The 20,437-nt window shown below is 75.8% G+C and carries 19 protein-coding genes; 13 read left to right on the top strand and 6 right to left on the bottom strand.

Features of this window, described 5'->3' with window-relative positions:
• Nucleotides 1–11 precede the first annotated feature (11 nt).
• The 7 genes from FN207_RS15355 (at nucleotide 12) to hpf (ending at nucleotide 8,414) form a co-directional block, all read left to right on the top strand.
• Nucleotides 12–866 carry a GmrSD restriction endonuclease domain-containing protein gene (locus FN207_RS15355; protein ID WP_142459330.1) on the top strand — a complete coding sequence of 285 codons (855 nt, stop codon included), beginning with the start codon at nucleotides 12–14 and terminating at the stop codon, nucleotides 864–866.
• 153 nt (nucleotides 867–1,019) lie between these two features.
• The gene (ahcY, locus tag FN207_RS15350) at nucleotides 1,020–2,519 is read left to right on the top strand and encodes an adenosylhomocysteinase (protein WP_142459329.1); all 1,500 of its coding nucleotides are present in this window, start codon (nucleotides 1,020–1,022) and stop codon (nucleotides 2,517–2,519) included.
• A 144-nt stretch (nucleotides 2,520–2,663) separates the two neighbouring features.
• On the top strand, nucleotides 2,664–3,371 hold the full coding sequence (gene mtrA / locus FN207_RS15345) for an MtrAB system response regulator MtrA (RefSeq protein WP_110905577.1): 708 nt from the start codon (nucleotides 2,664–2,666) through the stop codon (nucleotides 3,369–3,371).
• Nucleotides 3,372–3,387: 16 nt separating this feature from the next.
• Nucleotides 3,388–5,109 (top strand): MtrAB system histidine kinase MtrB, encoded by a 1,722-nt coding sequence (gene mtrB, locus FN207_RS15340; RefSeq protein ID WP_142459328.1) that lies wholly within the window; start codon nucleotides 3,388–3,390, stop codon nucleotides 5,107–5,109.
• Entirely contained in the window at nucleotides 5,106–6,818 is a 1,713-nt protein-coding gene (locus FN207_RS15335; RefSeq protein WP_142459327.1) for an LpqB family beta-propeller domain-containing protein, read from the top strand. The genes mtrB and FN207_RS15335 overlap by 4 nt, the downstream gene beginning before the upstream one ends.
• Before the next feature lie 140 nt (nucleotides 6,819–6,958).
• Nucleotides 6,959–7,681, top strand: a complete 723-nt coding sequence (locus tag FN207_RS15330; RefSeq protein WP_142459326.1) for a ComF family protein — start codon at nucleotides 6,959–6,961, stop codon at nucleotides 7,679–7,681.
• 79 nt (nucleotides 7,682–7,760) lie between these two features.
• Nucleotides 7,761–8,414: a ribosome hibernation-promoting factor, HPF/YfiA family gene (gene hpf, locus FN207_RS15325; RefSeq protein WP_246066081.1), complete on the top strand. Its 654-nt coding sequence runs from the start codon at nucleotides 7,761–7,763 to the stop codon at nucleotides 8,412–8,414.
• A 62-nt stretch (nucleotides 8,415–8,476) separates the two neighbouring features.
• On the opposite strand, the gene FN207_RS15320 is transcribed toward hpf, so the two are convergent.
• Together FN207_RS15320 and FN207_RS15315 are read right to left on the bottom strand one after the other, a co-directional pair.
• Nucleotides 8,477–9,025, bottom strand: a complete 549-nt coding sequence (locus tag FN207_RS15320) for a GNAT family N-acetyltransferase (RefSeq protein ID WP_185938354.1) — start codon at nucleotides 9,023–9,025, stop codon at nucleotides 8,477–8,479.
• 94 nt (nucleotides 9,026–9,119) lie between these two features.
• Complete coding sequence (locus FN207_RS15315) at nucleotides 9,120–9,512, bottom strand: pyridoxamine 5'-phosphate oxidase family protein (protein ID WP_142459323.1); 393 nt, start codon at nucleotides 9,510–9,512, stop codon at nucleotides 9,120–9,122.
• A gap of 43 nt (nucleotides 9,513–9,555) precedes the next feature.
• Between FN207_RS15315 and FN207_RS15310 the strand changes: the two genes are divergently transcribed.
• The gene (locus tag FN207_RS15310) at nucleotides 9,556–10,257 is read left to right on the top strand and encodes an SDR family NAD(P)-dependent oxidoreductase (protein ID WP_142459322.1); all 702 of its coding nucleotides are present in this window, start codon (nucleotides 9,556–9,558) and stop codon (nucleotides 10,255–10,257) included.
• A 70-nt stretch (nucleotides 10,258–10,327) separates the two neighbouring features.
• Nucleotides 10,328–13,399: a preprotein translocase subunit SecA gene (gene secA / locus FN207_RS15305; protein WP_142459321.1), complete on the top strand. Its 3,072-nt coding sequence runs from the start codon at nucleotides 10,328–10,330 to the stop codon at nucleotides 13,397–13,399.
• Nucleotides 13,400–13,472: 73 nt separating this feature from the next.
• Here secA and FN207_RS15300 read toward each other — a convergent pair whose 3' ends face one another.
• Nucleotides 13,473–14,465, bottom strand: coding sequence for an SDR family oxidoreductase (locus tag FN207_RS15300; protein ID WP_142459320.1), 993 nt, complete (start codon nucleotides 14,463–14,465; stop codon nucleotides 13,473–13,475).
• A gap of 206 nt (nucleotides 14,466–14,671) precedes the next feature.
• Here FN207_RS15300 and FN207_RS15295 point away from each other — a divergent pair, with 206 nt between their 5' ends.
• The gene (locus tag FN207_RS15295) at nucleotides 14,672–15,544 is read left to right on the top strand and encodes a helix-turn-helix transcriptional regulator (RefSeq protein ID WP_142459319.1); all 873 of its coding nucleotides are present in this window, start codon (nucleotides 14,672–14,674) and stop codon (nucleotides 15,542–15,544) included.
• Between the two features lie 50 nt (nucleotides 15,545–15,594).
• On the opposite strand, the gene FN207_RS27320 is transcribed toward FN207_RS15295, so the two are convergent.
• Nucleotides 15,595–16,146, bottom strand: coding sequence for an Rv3235 family protein (locus FN207_RS27320; protein WP_142459318.1), 552 nt, complete (start codon nucleotides 16,144–16,146; stop codon nucleotides 15,595–15,597).
• 100 nt (nucleotides 16,147–16,246) lie between these two features.
• The gene (locus tag FN207_RS15285) at nucleotides 16,247–16,933 is read right to left on the bottom strand and encodes a LysM peptidoglycan-binding domain-containing protein (RefSeq protein ID WP_142459317.1); all 687 of its coding nucleotides are present in this window, start codon (nucleotides 16,931–16,933) and stop codon (nucleotides 16,247–16,249) included.
• An 84-nt stretch (nucleotides 16,934–17,017) separates the two neighbouring features.
• Between FN207_RS15285 and FN207_RS15280 the strand changes: the two genes are divergently transcribed.
• Entirely contained in the window at nucleotides 17,018–17,587 is a 570-nt protein-coding gene (locus tag FN207_RS15280; protein WP_142459316.1) for a hypothetical protein, read from the top strand.
• A gap of 2 nt (nucleotides 17,588–17,589) precedes the next feature.
• Here FN207_RS15280 and FN207_RS26985 read toward each other — a convergent pair whose 3' ends face one another.
• Nucleotides 17,590–17,901, bottom strand: coding sequence for a helix-turn-helix domain-containing protein (locus FN207_RS26985; protein WP_246066080.1), 312 nt, complete (start codon nucleotides 17,899–17,901; stop codon nucleotides 17,590–17,592).
• A 225-nt stretch (nucleotides 17,902–18,126) separates the two neighbouring features.
• On the opposite strand from FN207_RS26985, the gene FN207_RS15270 reads away from it, so the two are divergent.
• On the top strand, nucleotides 18,127–19,083 hold the full coding sequence (locus tag FN207_RS15270) for an SAF domain-containing protein (RefSeq protein WP_142459315.1): 957 nt from the start codon (nucleotides 18,127–18,129) through the stop codon (nucleotides 19,081–19,083).
• Nucleotides 19,083–20,381 (top strand): CpaE/TadZ family protein, encoded by a 1,299-nt coding sequence (locus FN207_RS15265; RefSeq protein WP_142459314.1) that lies wholly within the window; start codon nucleotides 19,083–19,085, stop codon nucleotides 20,379–20,381. Before FN207_RS15270 ends, FN207_RS15265 begins: the two co-directional genes overlap by 1 nt.
• Nucleotides 20,382–20,437 lie beyond the last annotated feature (56 nt).

Here is a 20,437-nt window from a genome sequence, read left to right as displayed (position 1 = left end):
TAGCGTCGGTCGTGCTCCTCCGCCCGGCCCCGCTGCGCGCCGCGCTGGCCCTGGCGGTGGCGGCCGCGCTGACCGCCGGGTGCGCCGAGCTGCTCGGGGACGCCCCCGCCGTCCCGCCGGCCGGCAGCGCGCTGGAGGCGCTGGACTCCGTGCCGGTCCGCGGCCGCGCGCCGCAGACCGGCTACTCCCGCGAGGAGTTCGGCGACGGGTGGGTCGACACCGACCGCAACGGCTGCGACACCCGCAACGACGTCCTCGCGCGCGACCTCACCGGCGAGGTGTTCGAGCCGGGCACCCGCGACTGCGTCGTCGCCAGCGGCACCCTCGCCGACCCCTACTCCGGCCGCACCGTCGCCTTCCGCCGCGGCGAGGGGACCAGCGAGGCGGTGCAGATCGACCACGTCGTCGCCCTGTCCGACGCGTGGCAGAAGGGCGCGCAGCAGTGGGACGACGCCCGCCGCACCGAGTTCGCCAACGACCCGCTCAACCTGCTCGCCGTCGACGGGCCGCTCAACCAGTCCAAGGGCGACTCCGACGCCGCCACCTGGCTGCCCCCGACGCGGTCCTACCGCTGCGCCTACGTGGCCCGTCAGGTCGCGGTCAAGGTGGCCTACGGGCTGTGGATGACCCGCGCCGAGCACGACGCCGTCGCCGGTGTCCTGGGCACCTGCCCGGACCAGCCGCTGCCCTCACGGGACCCGCTGGAGGCCCCGCAGCTGCCCGCCTCGGTTCCGCCCGCTCCGGCGACGCCGTTCCCGGACTGCGCGGCGGCGCGCGCCGCGGACGCCGCCCCGGTCCGGGAGGGCGACCCCGGCTGGAACCCGGCACTGGACGGCGACGGCGACGGCGTGGGCTGCGAGGGCTGATCCCCGGCCGGCCGCCGGGCCGGACCCCCGGGGTGGACCGTCCGGCTATCCTGGACGACGGCACGAGCCCCGCCGAAGCCTCGGCATGCTCGCTCATCTCAGAGACCCCGAGCCCCTCGCCGCCCGCGGCTGGGGCATCGACCCTGGAGCGACATGACCGCCTCTACCGGCACCCGTCCCCTGACCACCCCGAACGGCGAGGCCGACTTCAAGGTCGCCGACCTCGCGCTGGCGCCCTTCGGCCGCAAGGAGATCCAGCTCGCCGAGCACGAGATGCCCGGCCTGATGGCGCTGCGCGAGGAGTACGGCGACGAGCAGCCGCTGGCCGGCGCCCGCATCGCCGGCTCGCTGCACATGACCGTGCAGACCGCCGTCCTCATCGAGACCCTCGTCGCGCTCGGCGCCGACGTCCGCTGGGTCTCCTGCAACATCTTCTCCACCCAGGACCACGCCGCCGCGGCGATCGTCGTCGGCCCCGAGGGCACCGCCGAGGAGCCCGCCGGCGTCCCGGTCTTCGCCTGGAAGGGCGAGTCCCTCGAGGACTACTGGTGGTGCACCCAGCGCCTGTTCGAGTTCCGCGACGAGAACGGCGACGTCGTCGGCCCGAACATGCTGCTCGACGACGGCGGCGACGCCACCCTGCTCGTGCACCTGGGCACCCGGTTCGAGGCCGACGGCGCCGTCCCGGACACCACCGAGGCCGACTCCGAGGAGTACGGCGTCATCCTCGACGTCCTGCGCGGCTCGCTGGCCGCCGACGCCGGCTACTGGACCCGCATCGGCCAGGGCATCAAGGGCGTCACCGAGGAGACGACCACCGGCGTCATGCGCCTCTACGAGCTCGCCCGCGACGGCCGGCTGCTGTTCCCGGCGATCAACGTCAACGACTCGGTGACCAAGAGCAAGTTCGACAACCTCTACGGCTGCCGCCACTCGCTCATCGACGGCATCAACCGCGCCACCGACGTGATGATCGGCGGCAAGGTCGCCGTCGTCTGCGGCTACGGCGACGTCGGCAAGGGCTGCGCGGAGTCGCTGCGCGGCCAGGGCGCCCGGGTCATCGTCACCGAGATCGACCCCATCAACGCCCTGCAGGCGGCGATGCACGGCTACGAGGTGACCACGCTCGACGAGGTCATCGGCAAGGCCGACATCATCATCACCGCCACCGGCAACCGCGACATCATCTCCGCCGAGCAGCTCGGGCAGACCAAGCACCAGGCCATCGTCGGCAACATCGGCCACTTCGACAACGAGATCGACGTGGCCGGCCTGGCCCGCACGCCCGGCATCACGCGGACGACGATCAAGCCGCAGGTCGACGAGTGGCGCTTCGCCGACGGCCACACGATCATCCTGCTCTCCGAGGGCCGGCTGCTGAACCTGGGCAACGCCACCGGGCACCCGAGCTTCGTCATGAGCGCCTCGTTCTCCAACCAGGTGCTCGCCCAGATCGAGCTGTGGAGCAACCGCGCGGCCTACGAGGGTCAGACGCCCTCGGTCACCGTGCTGCCCAAGAAGCTCGACGAGCACGTGGCCCGGCTGCACCTCGACGCGCTCGGCGTGAAGCTCACGACCCTCAGCAAGGTGCAGGCCGACTACATCGGCGTGCCGGTCGAGGGTCCGTACAAGAGCGAGCACTACCGGTACTAGAAGGACCTCCTCGCCCCCCACCGCTCGCTCCGCTCGCGGTGGGCCCCTGCGAGGAGGCCTGTTCCAGCACGTTCTGATGGCGCCGGACCGGATCCACCGGTCCGGCGCCACCGTTATCCGGCCGTGACGTCGCAGAATGGTCACGTGCCTCCGACCGCAGCGAACAACGGGCCCAGTCGCGGCCGTGTCCTGGTCGTCGACGACGACGCCGCCCTCGCCGAGATGCTCGGCATCGTGCTGCGGCGGGAGGGCTACGACCCGGCCTTCGTCTCCGACGGCAACCGGGCGGTGTCGGTCTTCCAGCAGACCCGCCCCGACATCGTGCTGCTCGACCTCATGCTGCCCGGCCGCAACGGCCTGCAGATCTGCCAGGACATCCGCAACCAGTCGGCCGTCCCGATCGTCATGCTCACCGCCAAGGGCGACACCATCGACGTCGTCCAGGGGCTCGAGGCCGGCGCCGACGACTACGTCACCAAGCCGTTCAAGCCCGTCGAGCTCGTCGCCCGGGTGCGCGCCCAGCTGCGCCGCGGCGAGACCGGGCAGGCCGAGACGCTGGCCATCGGCGACGTGCAGATCGACGTCCCCGCCCACCAGGTCACCCGCGACGGCACGCCCATCCCGCTGACTCCGCTGGAGTTCGACCTGCTGGTCGCCCTGGCCCGCAAGCCGCGGCAGGTGTTCACCCGCGAACTGCTGCTTGAGCAGGTGTGGGGCTACCGGCACGCCGCCGACACCCGGCTGGTCAACGTCCACGTGCAGCGGCTGCGCGCCAAGATCGAGCGCGACCCGGAGAAGCCCGAGATCGTGCTGACCGTCCGCGGGGTCGGCTACAAGGCCGGCCCGCCGTGACCGGCGGAGGGCGCGGGTGAGCACCACCCACCCGGCGCCGCCGGCCGCCGCGGCGGGTGGGACGGGCACCGCGCCCGTCCCGGCCCGCCCCCGGCCGCGCCCGCGGGACCTGCGCACCGTGCGGCGCGGCCTGCGCCGGCGCGCGGTCCGGGCGCGGATCCGCACCCGCAGGCTGGTCGGCCGGGGGATCTCGGCCTGGCGCAAGTCGCTGCACGTGCGCATCGGCGCCATCACGATGGTGGTGGCCGGCACGGTCGTCGTCATCGTCAGCCTGGTGCTGTTCAGCCAGATCCGCACGCAGCTGCTGTCGGTCAAGGAGCAGGCGGCGATCGACCAGGCGCAGGCCGGCGTCGTCTACGCCCGCTCGGAGGTCGTGGGCATCGCCGCGGGCGACGCCGCCAGTGTGCGCGCCACCCTGGGCCGCACGGTCAACGGGCTGCTCACCCGCGGCGGATCGGCCGGCGACTTCGACGTCGTCATGGTCTACCGGACGGGCAACACCGAGCGGCCGCCCGCCATCAGCCGGCAGGGGGTCTACCCGGCGCTGCCGCCCGAGCTGCGTGCCGGCGTGCAGGGCGGCGGGCAGTACACGCAGTACGCCCTGGTGCCCGACGACGCCGGCGAGCCGCGGCCCACGCTGCTGGTCGGCGTCCCCGTCCCCGGCGACGTCTCCTCGCCGGAGGAGATCGAGCTGTACTACGCCTTCCCCCTCGACCAGGAGGAGGAGACGCTCTCGCTGATCCGCAGCACCGTGGCGATCAGCGGCATCGCGCTCACCCTCTTCGTCGCCGGGATCGGCGTGCTCGTCACCCGGCTGGTCGTCGACCCGGTGCGCCGCGCGGCGGGCACCGCCCAGCGGCTGGCCGAGGGGCAGCTCGAGGAACGGATGGCCGTCCGCGGCGAGGACGACCTGGCCCGGCTGGCCACCAGCTTCAACGCGATGGCCGACAGCCTGCAGCGGCAGATCACCCAGCTCGAGGGGCTGTCCCAGCTGCAGCAACGGTTCACCTCCGACGTCAGCCACGAGCTGCGCACCCCGCTGACGACGGTGCAGATGGCCGCCGACGTCCTGCACGAGTCGCGCGGGGACTTCCCGCCGCACGTGGCCCGCTCGGCCGAGCTGCTGCACGAGGAGCTCGACCGCTTCGAGCGGCTGCTGTCGGACCTGCTCGAGATCAGCCGCTACGACGCCGGCGCCGCCGTCCTCGACTGGGCGCCCACCGACCTCGGCTCGCTGGTCGGGCGCGTGGTCGACGGGATGGGTTCCCTGGCCGAGCGGCACGGCTGCGAGCTGCGGGTGACCGGCCCGGCCGACCCGGTGATCGCCGAGGTCGACGCGCGGCGGGTCGAGCGGATCCTGCGCAACCTGGTCGGCAACGCCGTCGAGCACGGCAGCGGCCGGCCGATCGAGGTCACCCTGGCCGCCAACCGGACGGCGGCCGCGGTCACCGTCCGCGACCACGGCGTCGGGCTGTCCTCCGCCGAGGCGCAGCACGTCTTCGACCGGTTCTGGCGGGCCGACCCGTCGCGGGTGCGCACCGTCGGCGGCAGCGGCCTGGGCCTGTCGATCAGCCTGGAGGACGCGCGGCTGCACGGCGGCTGGCTGCAGGTGTGGGGCCAGCCCGGGCTCGGCGCGCAGTTCCGGCTCACCGTCCCCCTCGTGGCCGGCACCGACCTCACCAGCTCGCCGCTGCCGCTGCGGCCGACGATCGTGCGCCGTCCCGGGGTGCGCCCGTGAGGCGGCTGCCCGCGGCGCTGGCCGCGCTCCTGCTGGCCCTGGTGGCCGCCTGCTCGACGGTGCCCACCGGCTCGGCGCCGCAGGCGATCACCGACGCCGAGGCCCGGCCCACCGGGGACGTCGGGATCGAGCCGCTCGGCCCGCGCGCCGGCGCGACGCCGGAGGAGATCGTCCGCGGGTTCGTCGACGCCGCTGCCAGCTCGGTCAACGGCCACCCCGTCGCCGTCGAGCACCTGACCCCCGAGGCGGGCGTGACCTGGAGCGACGAGGCCGGCATCACCCTCGTCGGCCCGGACTACGCCACGGTGACCACCAGCTCCGGCACGGTGGTCATGACCGGCGACCAGGTCGGCACCGTGGACCCGCGCGGCGTGTTCACCGCCGCCAGCGACACGGTGTTCACCCACGAGTTCACGCTCGCCGAGGTCGACGGTGAGTGGCGGATCGTCAACCCGCCCGACGGGCTGGTCATGCTCGTGCCCGACTTCGAGCGCCTCTACGACGACCTCGCCGTCTACTTCGTCGACCCGACGGCGACGCGCGTGGTGCCCGACCCGCGCTACCTCATCTCCGGGGAGGCTCAGCCGACGACGCTGGTGCAGCGGCTGGTCGAGGGCCCCTCGCCGGCCCTGGCCGCCGGCGTCGGCAACGCCCTCGGCGGCGTCACGCTCACCCGGGCGGTCACCGTCTCCGGGTCCACGGCCGTCGTCGACCTCGCCGGCCTCGACGACCTCTCCCCGCAGCAGCTCGGGCAGCTGTCAGCGCAGCTGGTGTTCACCCTCGACCAGGTCGAGGGCACCAACTCGGTGGAGGTCCGCACCAACGGCGAGCCGGTGACCATCGACGGCGTCCCCACCGCTCAGCGCACCGACGACTGGGCGTCCTTCAGCCCCGACTCCGTCCCCGCCGACGCCGCCGGCCACTACCTCGACGGCGGCCGGCTCATGACCGTCGACGGGCAGCCGGCGCCGGGGCCCGCGGGCTCCGGCGCCTACGGGCTGACCAGCGCGGCGGTCTCGGCGGACCCGCGGACCAGCGCGCTGACGACGATGGCGGGCGTCTCGGTCGCCGGGGGCACCGCGTCGCTGCTGCTCGGCCCCTACGGCGGCGACCTCGCCCCGGTGGTGACGGCGAGCCGGCTCTCGGTCCCGACGGTCGCGGCGACCCGCCCGGAGTTCTGGGTGGTCCGCGACGAGGGCACTGTCGTCCGGGTGCCCGCCTCCGGCTCTCCGCAGCCGGTCAACGCCCCGACGCTGGCCGGTCAGGGCCGGACGACGGCGCTGCAGCTCTCGCCCGACGGAGTCCGCGCGGCGGTGGTGGTCACCCGGGGGGACGACGCGGTGCTGCTCGTGGGCACGGTGGTCCGCTCCGACGAGGGACCGGTGGCGCTGCGCGACCTGCGGGAGGTGGCGCCGGCGCTGGCCTCGGTCGTGGACGTCGGCTGGCGCACGGCCGGCAGCCTCGTGGTGCTGGCCGACGGCGGCGAGGACGGCGTGGTGCCCTACGTCGTCGGTGTCGACGGGTGGGGGCTGTCCACGGTGCCCACCTCCGGCCTGCCCAGCCCACCGACCTCGCTGGCCGCCGCGCCCGGACAGCGGGCGCTGGTCAGCGCCGGCGGGACGGTGTGGGAGCTGGCCGGCGGCACGTGGGTGACGCTCATCCGCGGCCAGGCGCCGGTGCCCGGCACCGAGCCCTTCTATCCCGCGTAGGGAAGGACCCCTCCGCCCCCGCCACTCGCAGGCTCGCGGCGGGCCCCTGCGGAGGGGCCGACCGAGCAGGAAGGTGACCGGCTCTCCACAGATCCGGCCGCGGCCGGACGGAGGCGGCGGGCCGGCCGCAGGCTGGGGCGGTGGGCGGACTGGGCGCGGCGCTGGCCGACCTCGTCCTCCCGCGCACCTGCGCCGGGTGCGGCGTCCCCGGACCGGCGCTGTGCCGGCGCTGCACGGCCGCGCTCGCTGCCCCGCGCGAGGCGACGCCGCGCCGGCCGCCGCCGGGGATGCCGCCCACCGTGGCCGCCGGCGCCTACGCCGGGCCGGTGCGGCCGGCGGTGGCCGCCTTCAAGGAGCACGGCCGCGCGGAACTCGCCGGCCCGCTCGGGGCGGCCCTGGCCCTGGCTGCCGGGGTGCACGCCGTGCTGCTGCCCGGGCGGCCGGTGCTGCTCGTCCCGGTGCCGCCGTCGCGGGCGGCGCTGCGGGCGCGGGGGCGCGACTGCGTGCGGGAGCTGGCCACGGCTGCCGTCGCCGACCTGCGCGCGGCCGGCGTCGACGCGGGCTGCGCGCGGCTGCTGACCCGCGCCGGGCGCGTGCGCGACTCGGCGGGGCTGTCGGTGGCGCAGCGGCGGGCCAACCTCGCCGGCACCTTCGCCGTCCGCCCGGGGACGCTGCCCGCCGGAGCGCTGCTCGTGGTCGTCGACGACGTCGTGACCAGCGGCGCGACGCTCACCGAGGCGGCCGCCGCCCTCCGGGCGGGACGCCGGGACGACGACGTGCCGGTGGTGGCCGCGGTGGTCGCGGCGACACCCCGTCCGGGTGCCTCCGAGGCGCCGTCTCGATCGACTGTCCGGTCCACGTGACAGCGACTAGCGTGCCATTGGTCACACCAGACGACCGGGAGGTCCTATGGAGATCGTTGTCCGTGGCAGGAACGTCGAAGTGCCGGACCACTACCGGCAGCACGTCGAGGACAAGGTCGGCCAGCTCGAACGGTTCGACGGCAAGTTGTCCCGCATCGACGTCGAGTTGTTCCACGAGAAGAACCCCCGACAGTCCGCCAACTGCCAGCGCGTGGAGATCACCCTCCGCGGCAAGGGCCCCGTGGTCCGAGCCGAGGCCAGCGCGCCCGACTTCCACGCCGCGCTCGACCTGGCCTGCGGCAAGCTCGACAACCGGCTGCGGCGGGCCAACGACCGCCGCCGCGTGCACCACGGCCGCCGGACCCCAGCCACCGTCCGGGTGTCCGGCTCACCCGCCGCGCCGCTGGAGACCCCGGCGCTGGGCATCCCCGACGTCGAGCAGCAGTTCGCCGGGGAGCCACCGTTCACTGACCTCGACGAGCACCTGCCCGGCCGCGTGGTGCGGGAGAAGCACCACCCGGCCGTGCCCATGACCGTCGACCAGGCCCTGCACGAGATGGAACTCGTGGGGCACGACTTCTTCCTCTTCCAGTGCGCCGACACCGGCAAGCCGACCGTCGTCTACCGGCGGCACGCCTTCGACTACGGCCTCATCCGGTTGGTGGAGCCGCCGCTGGGGACGGCGCACGCGCACAGCGAGGTGCCGGCCGAGCCCGCCGCCGTCCCGCGCTGACCCGCACCGGGGGAGGGGCCGTGCCGCACCGGCGCGGCCCCTCCGTCGCGTCCGGGGGTCCCTCAGTCGGTGGGGAGCCGGCCGAAGAGGACGGCGTCGCCGCGGGTGCCGTCCCGCCGGGGCAGCGCCGAGCGGGCGACGCCCTCGCGGGTGAACCCGGCCCGGGCGGCGACCTCCTGCGAGGCGGCGTTGTCCACGTCCACCACCAGGTGCACCCGCGGCGCCCCGTGCGCGAACGCCCAGCGCGCGAGGCCGTCGGCGATCTCGGTGGCGTAGCCGCGGCGCCGGGCCCACGGCGCCACCGAGTAGCCGATCTCGGGGCCGAGGTGCCGCCCGCCCAGGAGCAGCCCGCCGGTGCCGACGAGCCCGCCGCCGGCGTCGGCCACCACCGACAGGCCGGTGCCCTCGGCGCGCTGCCGGACGACGGTGTCGACGAAGGCGCGGGCGTCGGCGAGCGTGTAGGGCACGGGCGCGCCGGTGATCCAGCGCTGCGCCTCGGGGTCCTGGGTGGCCCGGTGCACGGCCTCGACGTCGTCGTCGGTGAACGGCCGCAGGACCAGGTGGGCCGTGCGGACCGTCTCGGTGGTCAGGTCGGTGCCGGAGAACTCCACGGGGAGATGGTCGGCCATGGTCCGGTGGCGTGTCTCGGCCCCGTCCCGGGTCCCGGCCTGAGCCTGCGGAGGTCGGGGAGGACGGGGTCCTTCGTCACGGGTTTCCGAGCACCCGGTCGACCGAGATCTCCACGACCACCCGCGCCGGGTTCTCCCGCGGCGTGCGGTAGCGCCGCGCGTAGCGCGCCTCGGCGTCGGCCACCGACGCGGCGTCGTCGCGCACCACCGCCGTCCCCTCCAGGGTCAGCCAGCGGCGGCCGTCGACCTGGCAGACCGCGACCCGGCTCTGCCCGGCGCGGACGTGGCGGGCCTTGGCCGAGCCCCCGGAGGTGATGACGCGGGCGGTGGCCGTCTCCTCGTCGTAGGTGACGCCGACGGGGACCACGTGCGGCGAGCCGTCGGCGCGCAGGGTGGTCAGCGTAGCCAGGTGCCGCTCCGTGAGGAAGACGAGCAGTTCCGGCGCGAGGTCGTGCGGATCGTGGGCCACGTGGAGGAGGTTAGGTCGCTCCCGCGGCGGGCACCGGCCCCGCGTGGAGCTGGCGGGGGCGCGGGTGCTGGTCGCGGGCGCGACGGGCGTGCTGGGCGGGGCATTGGCCCGCGCGCTCACCGGGGCAGGGGCGCGGGTGGCGCTGTCCGGCCGCGACGACGCCCGGCTGCATGCGCTGGCCGGCGAGCTCGGCGGCGCACCCGCGCTGGCGGCGGACGCGGTCGACGTCGACTCCGTCGGGGCCGCGGTCGACGCCGCCGCCGCGGCGCTGGGCGGGCTCGACGCCGTCGTCGTCGCGTGGGGCGTGGTGGCCTTCGGCCCGGCGGCCGACGCCGACGACGCGGTCACCGAGGAGCTGTTCGCCGTCAACACGCTGGCGCCGATGAGCCTGGTCCGCGCCGCGCTGCCGCACCTGGCCGACGGCGGCGCGGTCGTGCTGCTGTCGGCGGTCGTGGCCGACGCCCCGACGCTGGGCATGGCCGAGTACTCGGCGAGCAAGGCGGCGCTGTCGGCGTGGGCCTCGGTGCTGCGCCGCGAGCTGCGCGGGCGGTCGGTGACGGTGCTCGACGTCCGGCCGCCGCACGTCGACACCGGCCTGGTCGACCGCGCGCTCGCCGGCACCCCGCCGCGGCTGCCCGCCGGACACGACCTCGACGAGGTGGTGGGCGCGGTGCTCGACGGCATGCGGCAGGGCGCGCGCGAGGTCGTGGTCGACCCGCGGGAACGGCGGCTCGTCGTCCGCTGAGCCCGGTCCGGCCCGCCGCGGCCGCGTGCGGCGTCCCCGGGGTGGGGGACACGCCGCCTACGCTGGTGTCGTGGTGTTCTCCAGAATCCTCCGGGCCGGTGAGGGAAAGATCCTCCGACGACTGGACCGGATCGCCGACGCGATCGAGTCCCTCGAGGACGACGTCTCCCCCCTCACCGACGCCGAGCTCCGGGCGAAGACCGACGAGTTCCGCGAGCGGTACTCCGACGGCGAGTCGCTCGACGCGCTCCTGCCGGAGGCCTTCGCCGTCGTCCGCGAGGCGGCCACCCGCACGCTCGGCCAGCGGCACTTCCGGGTGCAGCTCATGGGCGGTGCCGCGCTGCACCTGGGCAACATCGCCGAGATGCGCACCGGTGAGGGCAAGACCCTGACCGGCGTGCTGCCGGCCTACCTCAACGCCCTGAGCGGCGAGGGCGTGCACGTGGTCACCGTCAACGACTACCTGGCCAAGCGCGACGCCGAGTGGATGGGCCGGGTGCACCGCTTCCTCGGCCTGTCGGTCGGCACGATCCTCTCCGGCGAGAAGCCCGCGCACCGCCGCGAGCAGTACGCCGCCGACATCACCTACGGCACGAACAACGAGTTCGGCTTCGACTACCTGCGCGACAACATGGCCTGGAGCAAGGCCGACCTCGTGCAGCGAGGCCACCACTACGCGATCGTCGACGAGGTCGACTCGATCCTCATCGACGAGGCCCGCACCCCGCTGATCATCAGCGGCCCGGCCGAGTCGGCGGGCAAGTGGTACGTCGAGTTCGCCCGGATCGTGCCGCTGATGAAGCGCGACACCCACTACGAGGTGGAGGAGGCCAAGCGCACGGTCGCCGTCACCGAGGAGGGCGTGGAGTTCGTCGAGGACCAGCTCGGCATCGACAACCTCTACGAGGCGGTCAACACCCCGCTGATCGGCTACCTCAACAACGCGCTGAAGGCCAAGGAGCTCTTCCACCGCGACCAGCAGTACATCGTCAGCAACGGCGAGGTGCTCATCGTCGACGAGTTCACCGGCCGCGTGCTGGCCGGCCGCCGCTACAACGAGGGCATGCACCAGGCCATCGAGGCCAAGGAGAAAGTGCAGATCAAGGACGAGAACCAGACGCTCGCCACGATCACCCTGCAGAACTACTTCCGGCTCTACGAGAAGCTCTCCGGGATGACCGGTACCGCCCAGACCGAGGCGGCCGAGCTCTCCCAGACCTACAAGCTGGGCGTCGTCCCGATCCCGACCAACCGGCCGATGGTCCGCGAGGACCGCTCCGACGTCATCTACAAGACGGAGAAGGCCAAGTTCGACTCGGTCATCGACGACATCGCCGAGCGGCACGAGGCCGGCCAGCCGATCCTCGTGGGCACCGCGAGCGTCGAGAAGTCCGAGCTGCTGTCCAAGCTGCTGCTGCGCCGCGGCATCCCGCACGAGGTGCTCAACGCGAAGAACCACGCGCGGGAGGCGTCGATCGTCGCCCAGGCCGGCCGGCTCGGCGCGGTCACCGTGGCCACCAACATGGCCGGCCGCGGCACCGACATCCAGCTCGGCGGCAACCCGGAGTTCATCGCCGACGAGGAGCTGCGCGCCCGCGGCCTGTCGCCGTCGGAGACGCCGGAGGAGTACGAGGCCGCCTGGGACGAGGCGCTCGCCGCGGCCAAGGACCAGGTCAAGGCCGAACACGAGCAGGTCGCCGAGGCCGGCGGGCTCTACGTGCTCGGCACCGAGCGGCACGAGAGCCGCCGGATCGACAACCAGCTGCGCGGCCGCTCCGGCCGGCAGGGCGACCCGGGGGAGTCGCGGTTCTACCTCTCCCTCGGCGACGACCTGATGCGCCGGTTCAACGGCCCGATGCTCGAGTCGATGATGACCACGCTGCGCGTCCCCGACGACCAGCCGATCGAGTCGAAGATGGTCTCCCGGGCCATCCGCTCGGCGCAGACGCAGGTCGAGCAGCAGAACTTCGAGGTCCGCAAGGACGTCCTCAAGTACGACGAGGTCCTCAACCGGCAGCGCACGGTCATCTACGACGAGCGCCGCAAGGTCCTCGACGGGGAGGACCTGCACGAGCAGGTGCAGCACATGCTCGACGACGTCGTCGCCGCCTACGTCGACGGCGCCACCGAGACCGGCTACGCCGAGGACTGGGACCTCGAGGTGCTGTGGAACGGCCTCAAGGCGCTCTACCCGGTGGGCCTGGACCGCACCGAGCTGCTCGACCGGGTGGCCGACGGCGAGCAGGCCGCGCTGACCGCGGAGGTGCTCAAGCAGGAGCTCCTCGACGACGTGCACCGCGCCTACGACGAGCGGGAGACGGCGCTGGGCTCGGAGGTCATGCGCGAACTCGAGCGGCGGGTGCTGCTCAGCGTGCTCGACCGCAAGTGGCGCGAGCACCTCTACGAGATGGACTACCTGCGGGCCGGCATCCACCTGCGCGCGATGGCCAACCGCGACCCGGTCGTGGAGTACCAGCGCGAGGGCTACGACATGTTCAACGCGATGCTCGACGGCATCAAGGAGGAGTCGGTCGGCTTCCTGTTCAACCTGGAGGTCAAGACCAAGGAGCAGCAGGAGGCCGAGGCGCGGGCCCAGCAGGCCGAGGCCGAGGCCAAGGCGCTGGCCGCCGCGCAGGAGGGCACCGCGCGGGTGCTCGCCCGGCAGCGGGCGCAGGAGGCCGCTGCCCGCCAGGCCGCCGCTGCCGCTCCGGCCGCCGACGCTCCTGCCGCCCCGGCTCCCGCTCCCGCCGTCTCCGCCGACGGCGACGGTCCCGCGCCGGTGTCGACGGTCAAGCCCGCGGGCGGTCCCGGAGCCCGGCCCTCGACCGGCGCCCCGGCCGGGCGGCCGACGGCCCGCAAGACCGGCCCGCGTCACGCGGCGCCGGCCGCGGAGCTGGAGACGCCGACCCCGTCGGGCACCGGGCCGCAGCTGGCGGTCAAGGGCCTCGACGAGCCGCACCGGCCGGCGGAGCAGCTGAGCTACTCGGCGCCCTCGCTGGACGCCTCCCCGAAGGAGAGCGGCCCGGCGAAGGCGGCGAAGACCGCGACGGTCACCGGGACCAAGGAGCCCTCGCGCAACGCCCCGTGCCCCTGCGGCTCGGGCAAGAAGTACAAGGCCTGTCACGGGGCGCCCTCGCGCTGACCTGGGCAGCCACGTCTCCTCGGGCCGCCGTGCACACCCGTGCACGGCGGCCCGAGGTGTCCGTGGGACGACGTCAGGCCGACCGGGGGCCGTCCGCGGCCAGGCCGACCGCGGCCGCGCCGGTCCCGCCGTCGTCAGGGAACGGCACGCCCGTCAGCTCCTCCGACAGCCGCCAGACGCGCTGGGCGTCCTCGGGGCTGCGCAGCCGCCGGTAGGGCCGCTGCTCGGCCGGCGGGCCGCTGATGTGACCGAACCGGCGCGGGCCGTAGAACCGGCCGCCGGCGTCCGGCGACGTCGCGGCGAGCAGGGCGGGCAGCGCGGCGGTCTCGGGCGTCCCCGCGACGCCCAGCGCCGACAGCCGTCGGATCAGGCGGATCTCGCGCGACTCCCCGGGCCGGCCGATCTCGGGCCGGGCCGCGAGCAGGTTCGTCGGGGCCACGCCGGGGTGCGAGAGGGTGCTCGTGATGCCCCAGCCGTGGACCCTGCTGCGCCGGTCGAGCTCGAGGCCGAACAGTCCGACGGCGATCTTCGACTGGCTGTAGGCGCCGAACGCGTCGTAGGAGCGCTCCCACTGCAGGTCGTCCCAGTTGATCGCGTTGCGGTTCGCGGCCACGCTCACCTGCGAGGTCACGCGCGCCCGGCCGGCGCGCAGCAGCGGCATCAGGTGCGCCACGAGAGCGGCGTGGCCGAGGTGGTTGGTCCCGAGCTGCAGCTCGTACCCGTCCGCCGTCGTCCGCCGCTCCGGCGGCGTCATGACGCCGGCGTTGTTCACCAGGACGTCGATCGGCCGGCCCTCGGTGAGCAGGGCGGCGGCGAAGGCGGCGACCGACCCGAGCGAGGCCAGGTCGAGCTCGTGGAGGGTGACGGTCGCCCGGGGGACGCGTGCCCGGATCCCGGTGGCCGCCGCCTCGCCCTTGCCGCGGTCGCGGACCGGGAGGACCAGGTCGGCCCCGGCCGCGGCCAGCCGGCGGGCGAGGACCAGGCCGATGCCGTCGCTGCCTCCGGTGAGGACCACCCGCCTCCCCGACAGGTCGGGGACGGGGACGTCGATCGTCGTGCGGGCCATCGTGGGACTCCTGTCCTCGTGGGTGCGCTGCTCGCGCCGTGGCCCCACCGTCCTGCCTCGCGCCGCGGCGAGGCAGGGCCTGCCGATCCCCCCGTCCCGGCCCGCGAGAGGGGGACCGGCAGGCCGTGGCTCCGCCGACGTCGACCCGGTAGGAACGGCTCCGCCGCCCTCGCAGGTCCGGCGCACCGCACACCCAGGGGAGATCCGTGACCATCGACCGAGCCGGACTGGCGGACTTCCTCCGGCGCCGCCGGGAGTCGCTGCAGCCCGAGGACGTCGGCCTGCCGCGGGGTCCGCGCCGCCGGACCACCGGGTTGCGGCGGGAGGAGGTCGCCGCCCTCTGCCACATGTCGACGGACTACTACTCGCGCCTCGAGCGGGAGCGCGGCCCGCACCCGTCGGAGCAGATGACGGCCTCCATCGCGCAGGGGCTGCACCTGTCCCTGGACGAGCGCGACCACCTGTTCCGGCTGGCCGGGCACCAGCCGCCGCCGCGCGGCGCGGGCAGCGAGCACGTCAGCCCCGGCCTGCTGCGGATCCTCGACCGCCTCGGCGACACCCCCGCCGAGATCGTCACCGAGCTCGGCGAGACCCTGCGCCAGACGCCCCTGGCCGTCGCCCTCACCGGTGACACGACGCGATTCACCGGCCCGGCCCGCAGCAGGGGGTACCGGTGGTTCACCGACCCCGCGGCCCGCGAGCGGCACGTGCCGGAGGACCACGCCTTCCTCTCGCGGCTGTACGCCGCCGGGCTCCGCAGCATCGTCACGATGCGCGGACCGGGATCGCGGGCGGCGCAGCTGGCCGACCTCCTGCTGCAGCGCAGCGCCGAGTTCCGCACCCTGTGGGACGCGCACGAGGTCGGCATCCACCCGGACGACGTCAAGCGGTACCGGCATCCCGAGGTCGGCCGGATCGAGGTCAACTGCCAGACGCTCGTCGACCCGGACCAGGCCCACCGCCTGATGGTCTACACGGCCGTGCCCGGCACCGAGGACCACGACAAGCTGCAGATGCTCGCGGTGATCGGCGCCCAGTCCCTCTCCGGCCCGAGCACCGTGGGCGCGGCTCCGGACTGAGACGGGTCGCCTGCACCGCGCCGTCCAACGGGCGCCGCCGTCTCACCCGATCACCCGATGGACAGCGCCGTGCAGCGCCACCGCCCGTCGACGCCCTCGAGCCGGGCGGCCACCGCGTGCGCCCGGCCGTCGCGGCGTGCCACCGCGCTGACCTCCGCGACGCCGTCGACCGGCTCGCACACGTGCACCGGCCCGACCAGCAGCGGCGTCGTGCTCCTGGCGCACCAGGCGGGCCGCCGCCCGGACACCAGCGCGGCGTAGACGCCGGGGGAGGTCAGCCGCTGCACCTGGGTCAGCGGCCGGCGGCCCGCCAGCGCCTCGAGCGCGGTGGTGAACAGCAGCCGGCCCGCGGTGCGGGGGTCGGGCAGGTCGTCCCGCACCGACCAGGCGGGGCCGAAGAGGTCCTGCGACCGGCTGCGCCGCCCCTCGGGGGTGGGCCGCGGCCCGGGGCGGTGCGGCGGCCGCGGCGGCGGGGTCGCCGGGTCGACCAGCGCGACCGCCGGTCCGGTCAGGGGCGGGTGCAGCGCCGGGACGATGCTCAGTCGCAGCGTCCGCAGGGGGACGGCCGGCGTGGGTTCGGCGGGCTGGGGGGACGCGGTCACGGGAGCTCCCGGGGTCGGGTCGGTGGCGGGGACGACGCGGGCCGGGGGAGCGGCCGGACGGTGGGGTGGCGGAGGTCAGGGCAGGTGTCAGGGCGGGGTGTCAGATCGGCGGGCGCAGGACCTGGCCCGGCAGCAGCAGGTCGGGATCGGGGCCGATGACGGCCGCGTTGGCCGACCACCAGCGCCCGACGGCGGTGGCGACCTCGGCGTCGGCGGGCTCGGCGCCGGTGCGGGCGCGCAGGTCGGCGGCGGCGATCGTCCACAGGCACTCACCGCGCAGGACGACGTGGTCGCCGGGCGCGGGAGCCGGCCAGTCGGGCAGCGCGGGTGCCGGGTCCGCCGGTGCGGCCCAGTCCGGGAGCCGTGCCACCGCCGGCGCGGGCGTCTCCGCCGCGACGGTCACGACGACGGCCGGCGGCGCAGCCGCGGTCGTGCAGCCGGTGAGGGCCGGTGCCGCGGCGAGGCCGAGCCCGAGGGCCAGCGCGGCGGCCCGCCGCCCGGACGCGGGGACGACGCAGCGCAGCACCAGGCGCGCCGCGTCGCCGGCGAGGCCGGGCAGCGCCGACAGCGCGGTGAGCGCCAGGCCGAGGGCACCCCAGGCCCAGACCGCCCAGGCGACGGCGGCGACCCCGGCGAGCAGCAGCGCCTCGGGCCCGGCGGTGTCGACCAGGGACTGCAGGTCCCCGCCGGTGCGCAGGAGCGCCGCGAGATCCGGGGTCAGCGCACGCAGGACGCCGGCCAGGGCGGCCATGACCGCCGTCGTGACGACGAGTCGACGTGCCGACACGTGCCCTCCTCTCGTTGACGTCGCCGTACTGAAGCAAGCAAACGCAACCAAACGCAAGCGTCCTTGTGGATCTAGGCTCGCGGCATGCGCTGGCAGCAGCTGTTCGCCGACCTAGAGGCGGAGTTCGAGGAGTCCGCGGCGGGCGAGGAGCGCGCGCAGCTCCCGTCCCGGTCCCGGGCGGAGGTCGGCATCCTTCGGCTGGCCGACCGGCTCGGCGGCGCGGTCGGCGGACGGGTCTCGCTGCGTTGCCGCGGCGCGGGGGAGGTGGCCGGCGTCCTGACCGACGTCGGCCCGGACTGGGTGCTGCTCGACGACGGCCAGGGCCGGGAGGTGCTGGTGGCGCTACCGGCCGTCGTCGCGGTGACCGGGCTGGTGCGGGCGACCGCGCCGGCGGAGCCGGCCTCGGCGGTGCGGGCGGCTCTGGACCTGCGCCGCGCGCTACGCGGACTGGCGCGCGACCGGAGTGCGGTGGCCCTCGTCCTGGACGACGGCGGGGTGCTGACCGGGACGGTCGACCGTGTCGGCGCCGACTTCGTCGAGCTCGCCGAGCACGCGGCCGACGACTTCCGCCGGGCGGGCTCGGTGCGGGGCGTGCGGGCGGTGGTGCTGTCGGCGGTCGCCGTGGTGCGGACGCTGGTGCCCGGCGCCGCCTGAGGTCAGCGGCTGCGTCGCCGTCCGCGGGGAGCGGTGCCGGCGGGAGCGGTCTCGACGGGCGCGTCGTCGCGGGTGTCGGGTCCGGGAGGGACCTCCGCCGGCTCCTCGGGGAGGGGTGCCGTGCCAGCGCGGGCCTCGGCGTACTTCTGCTGGATGAAGCGCTCGAGCTCGTCGACCTCGACCCGCCATTGACCGCGGCCGCCGATCTGGATGGCGATCAGCTCCCGCCGCCGCACCAGGGCGTAGGCCTGCGACCACGAGACGTTGAGGATCTCGGCGACGTCGTCGAGGGTCAGGAAGCGTGGCGTGGGCATGGGCTCTCCGTCCGGTCCCCGCCAGTGTGTCAGGACGCACTCACCCGCACGCCTCCCGTCCACACCCGAACGTGTGGACAACCGGTGCACGCATCCGCACCCGTACCGCATCATCTGCGTCCGACCGCGCCGCGCCGCGCGGTTCGGACAGGACGCCCGCCGCATCGGCGGGCCGCCGGGGCGCGCCCCGGCCGGCGGAGGGGGAGCACTGCGGTGAGCGTTGCGGTGAGCGCTGGGACGCGCACGGCGACGGCGGCTCCGACCGGGGAGACGCCGGCCGGCCCGGTCCCGCGACGGGTGCGCCCACCGCGGTGGCTGGACCTGCGCCTGGTGCTCGGCGTCCTCCTCGTCCTGGGCTCGGTCCTGCTGGGCGCGCGGGTGCTCGCCGGCGCCGACGCGACGGTTCCGGTGTGGTCGGTGACCGCCGACCTCGCCGCCGGCACGGTGCTCGGCCCCGAGGACCTCGCCGCCGTCGACGTGCGGCTCGGCGATGCCGCGGGCGCCTACCTCTCCACCGGCACCGACCCCGCGGGCCGCACGCTGGCCCGGGCGGTGCGGGCCGGCGAGCTGCTGCCGCGCACCGTCCTCGAGGAGCCCGCGGACCTGGTGCAGGTGGCGTTGCCCGTGCAGGCCGGGTACGTGCCTCCGGGCTTGGCCCGCGGATCGGTCGTCGACGTCTACGGCGTCACCGACCCGGCGGGCACCGCGACCGGCGAGGGCGTCGTGCTCGTGGTCGGGGCGGCACCGGTGCAGGCGGTCAGCGGCCGCGCCGAGGGCGTGCTGTCGACGGCGACCACGACCGTGCAGGTGGTGGTCGCGGTGCCCGCGGCCGACGCGCCGGGCGTGCTGGCCGCGATCGGCGGCCGGCCACTCGTGGTGGTCGTGCACGGGTCGGTCGACAGCGCCGCGTCGACGCCGGCACCGCGGTCCGGAGCCGCGTCCGCGTCCCCGACCCGCTCCACCGCCTCCCCGTCGCCGTCCTCGTCGCCGTCCTCGTCGCCGTCCTCGGCGCCCTCCGCGCCGCCGGTGCCGAGCACCGCACCGTCCCCTCCGCCCGTCGAGCCGGTGCCGCCCGTGGCCCTCGACCCCGCTGTCCCGCCGGTCGCCGTCGACCCGGCGGCTCCGCCCGCGGCCGCGCCCGTCGACCCGGCGGCGGGCGTGCCCGCCGTCCCCGCTGCCTGATGGCGCTGCAGGTCGTCACCGCGGTCACCGGCGCGGCGTGGGAGGCGGCGCTGGTCGGCGCGCTCGACCGCGCCGACCACGGCGTCACGGTCGTGCGGCGGTGCGTCGACGCCTCGGACTTGCTGGCCACCGCGGCCACCGGCACCGCCCAGGCCGCGTTGCTGTCGGCGGACCTGCACCGGCTCGACGGCGACGCCGTCGCCCGGCTCACCGCCGCGGGCGTGGCGGTCGTCGGGCTGGCCGACCCGGCCGACGAGCGCGCCGGCGACCGGCTGCGCGCGATCGGCGTGCCCACCGTCCTGCCGGCCGACGCCTCGGCCGAGGACGTGGTCCGTGCGCTGCGCGACGCCGTCGACGGCGTCCCGGCGAGCGGGCACGACGTCGCCGACCCCCGGGCGGCGCTGCCCGCCCCGTCGTCCACGCCGGTCCTGCCACCCGGGGAACGCCGACCTCCGCGCGGGCGGGTCGTGGCGGTGTGGGGCCCGACCGGCGCTCCCGGGCGGACGACGGTCGCCGTCGGCCTGGCCGACGAGGCCGCCCGTCTCGGCGTGCCCACGCTGCTCGTCGACGCCGACGTGTACGGGGGCGTCGTCGCGCAGGTGCTGGGGCTGCTCGACGAGTCGCCGGGGCTGGCGGGCGCGGCGCGGCAGGCGGCGGCCGGGACCCTCGACGAGGCCGCGCTGACCCGGCTGGCCTGGTCGGTCCGCCCGCACCTGGCCGTGCTCACCGGGCTGGCGCGCGCCGACCGCTGGCCGGAGCTGCGGCCCAGCGCGGTCGCCGCGGTGCTCACCGAGGCCCGCCGGACCGCCGACCTCGTCGTCGTCGACTGCGCCTTCAACCTCGAGGAGGACGAGGAGCTGTCCTTCGACACGGCCGCGCCCCGGCGCAACGGCGCCACCGTGACCGTCCTCGAGCAGGCCGACGACGTCCTGTGCGTCAGCGGCGCCGACCCCGTCGCGCTGCAGCGCACCATCCGCGCCCTCGGCCAGATGCGCGACCTGCTGCCGGAGGTCGAGCCGGCGGTCGTGGTCAACCAGGTCCGCCGTGGGCCGGTGCCCGGTGATCCGCGGGAGGAGATCGCAAGCGCGCTCGAGCGGTTCGCCGGACGCCAGGTCCGCAGCTTCCTGCCGGCCGACCGCCGCGCCACCGACGCCGCGCTCGCCTCCGGGCGGACGCTGGCGGAGGTGGCGCCCGGCTCCCCGCTGCGCACGGCCCTCCGGTCGCTGGCCGCGGAGCTCGCGCGGGTGCCCGAGCCGGCCGCCGGCCGCCGGGGCCGAGCGCGCCGCAGGGCGGGATGAGGCCCGCACCGGGGGCGGGCGGCCCCTCCCCGCGCGAGTGCACCCGTTCCGCCGCG

This window comes from Geodermatophilus aquaeductus (assembly GCF_900182545.1).
Lineage (GTDB): Bacteria > Actinomycetota > Actinomycetes > Mycobacteriales > Geodermatophilaceae > Geodermatophilus > Geodermatophilus aquaeductus.
The sequence above is the reverse complement of the archived record's forward strand: the minus strand, read 5'-3'. Positions and strand labels throughout refer to the sequence as shown.

Bases quoted from the DNA above. Each gene is read 5' to 3' on its own strand.
- FN207_RS26985 (WP_246066080.1), bottom strand. From the start codon at position 17,901: ATGCCCACGCCACGCTTCCTGACCCTCGACGACGTCGCCGAGATCCTC.
- ahcY (WP_142459329.1), top strand. From the start codon at position 1,020: ATGACCGCCTCTACCGGCACCCGTCCCCTGACCACCCCGAACGGCGAG.
- FN207_RS15300 (WP_142459320.1), bottom strand. From the start codon at position 14,465: ATGGCCCGCACGACGATCGACGTCCCCGTCCCCGACCTGTCGGGGAGG.
- FN207_RS15265 (WP_142459314.1), top strand. From the start codon at position 19,083: ATGGCGCTGCAGGTCGTCACCGCGGTCACCGGCGCGGCGTGGGAGGCG.
- FN207_RS15280 (WP_142459316.1), top strand. From the start codon at position 17,018: ATGCGCTGGCAGCAGCTGTTCGCCGACCTAGAGGCGGAGTTCGAGGAG.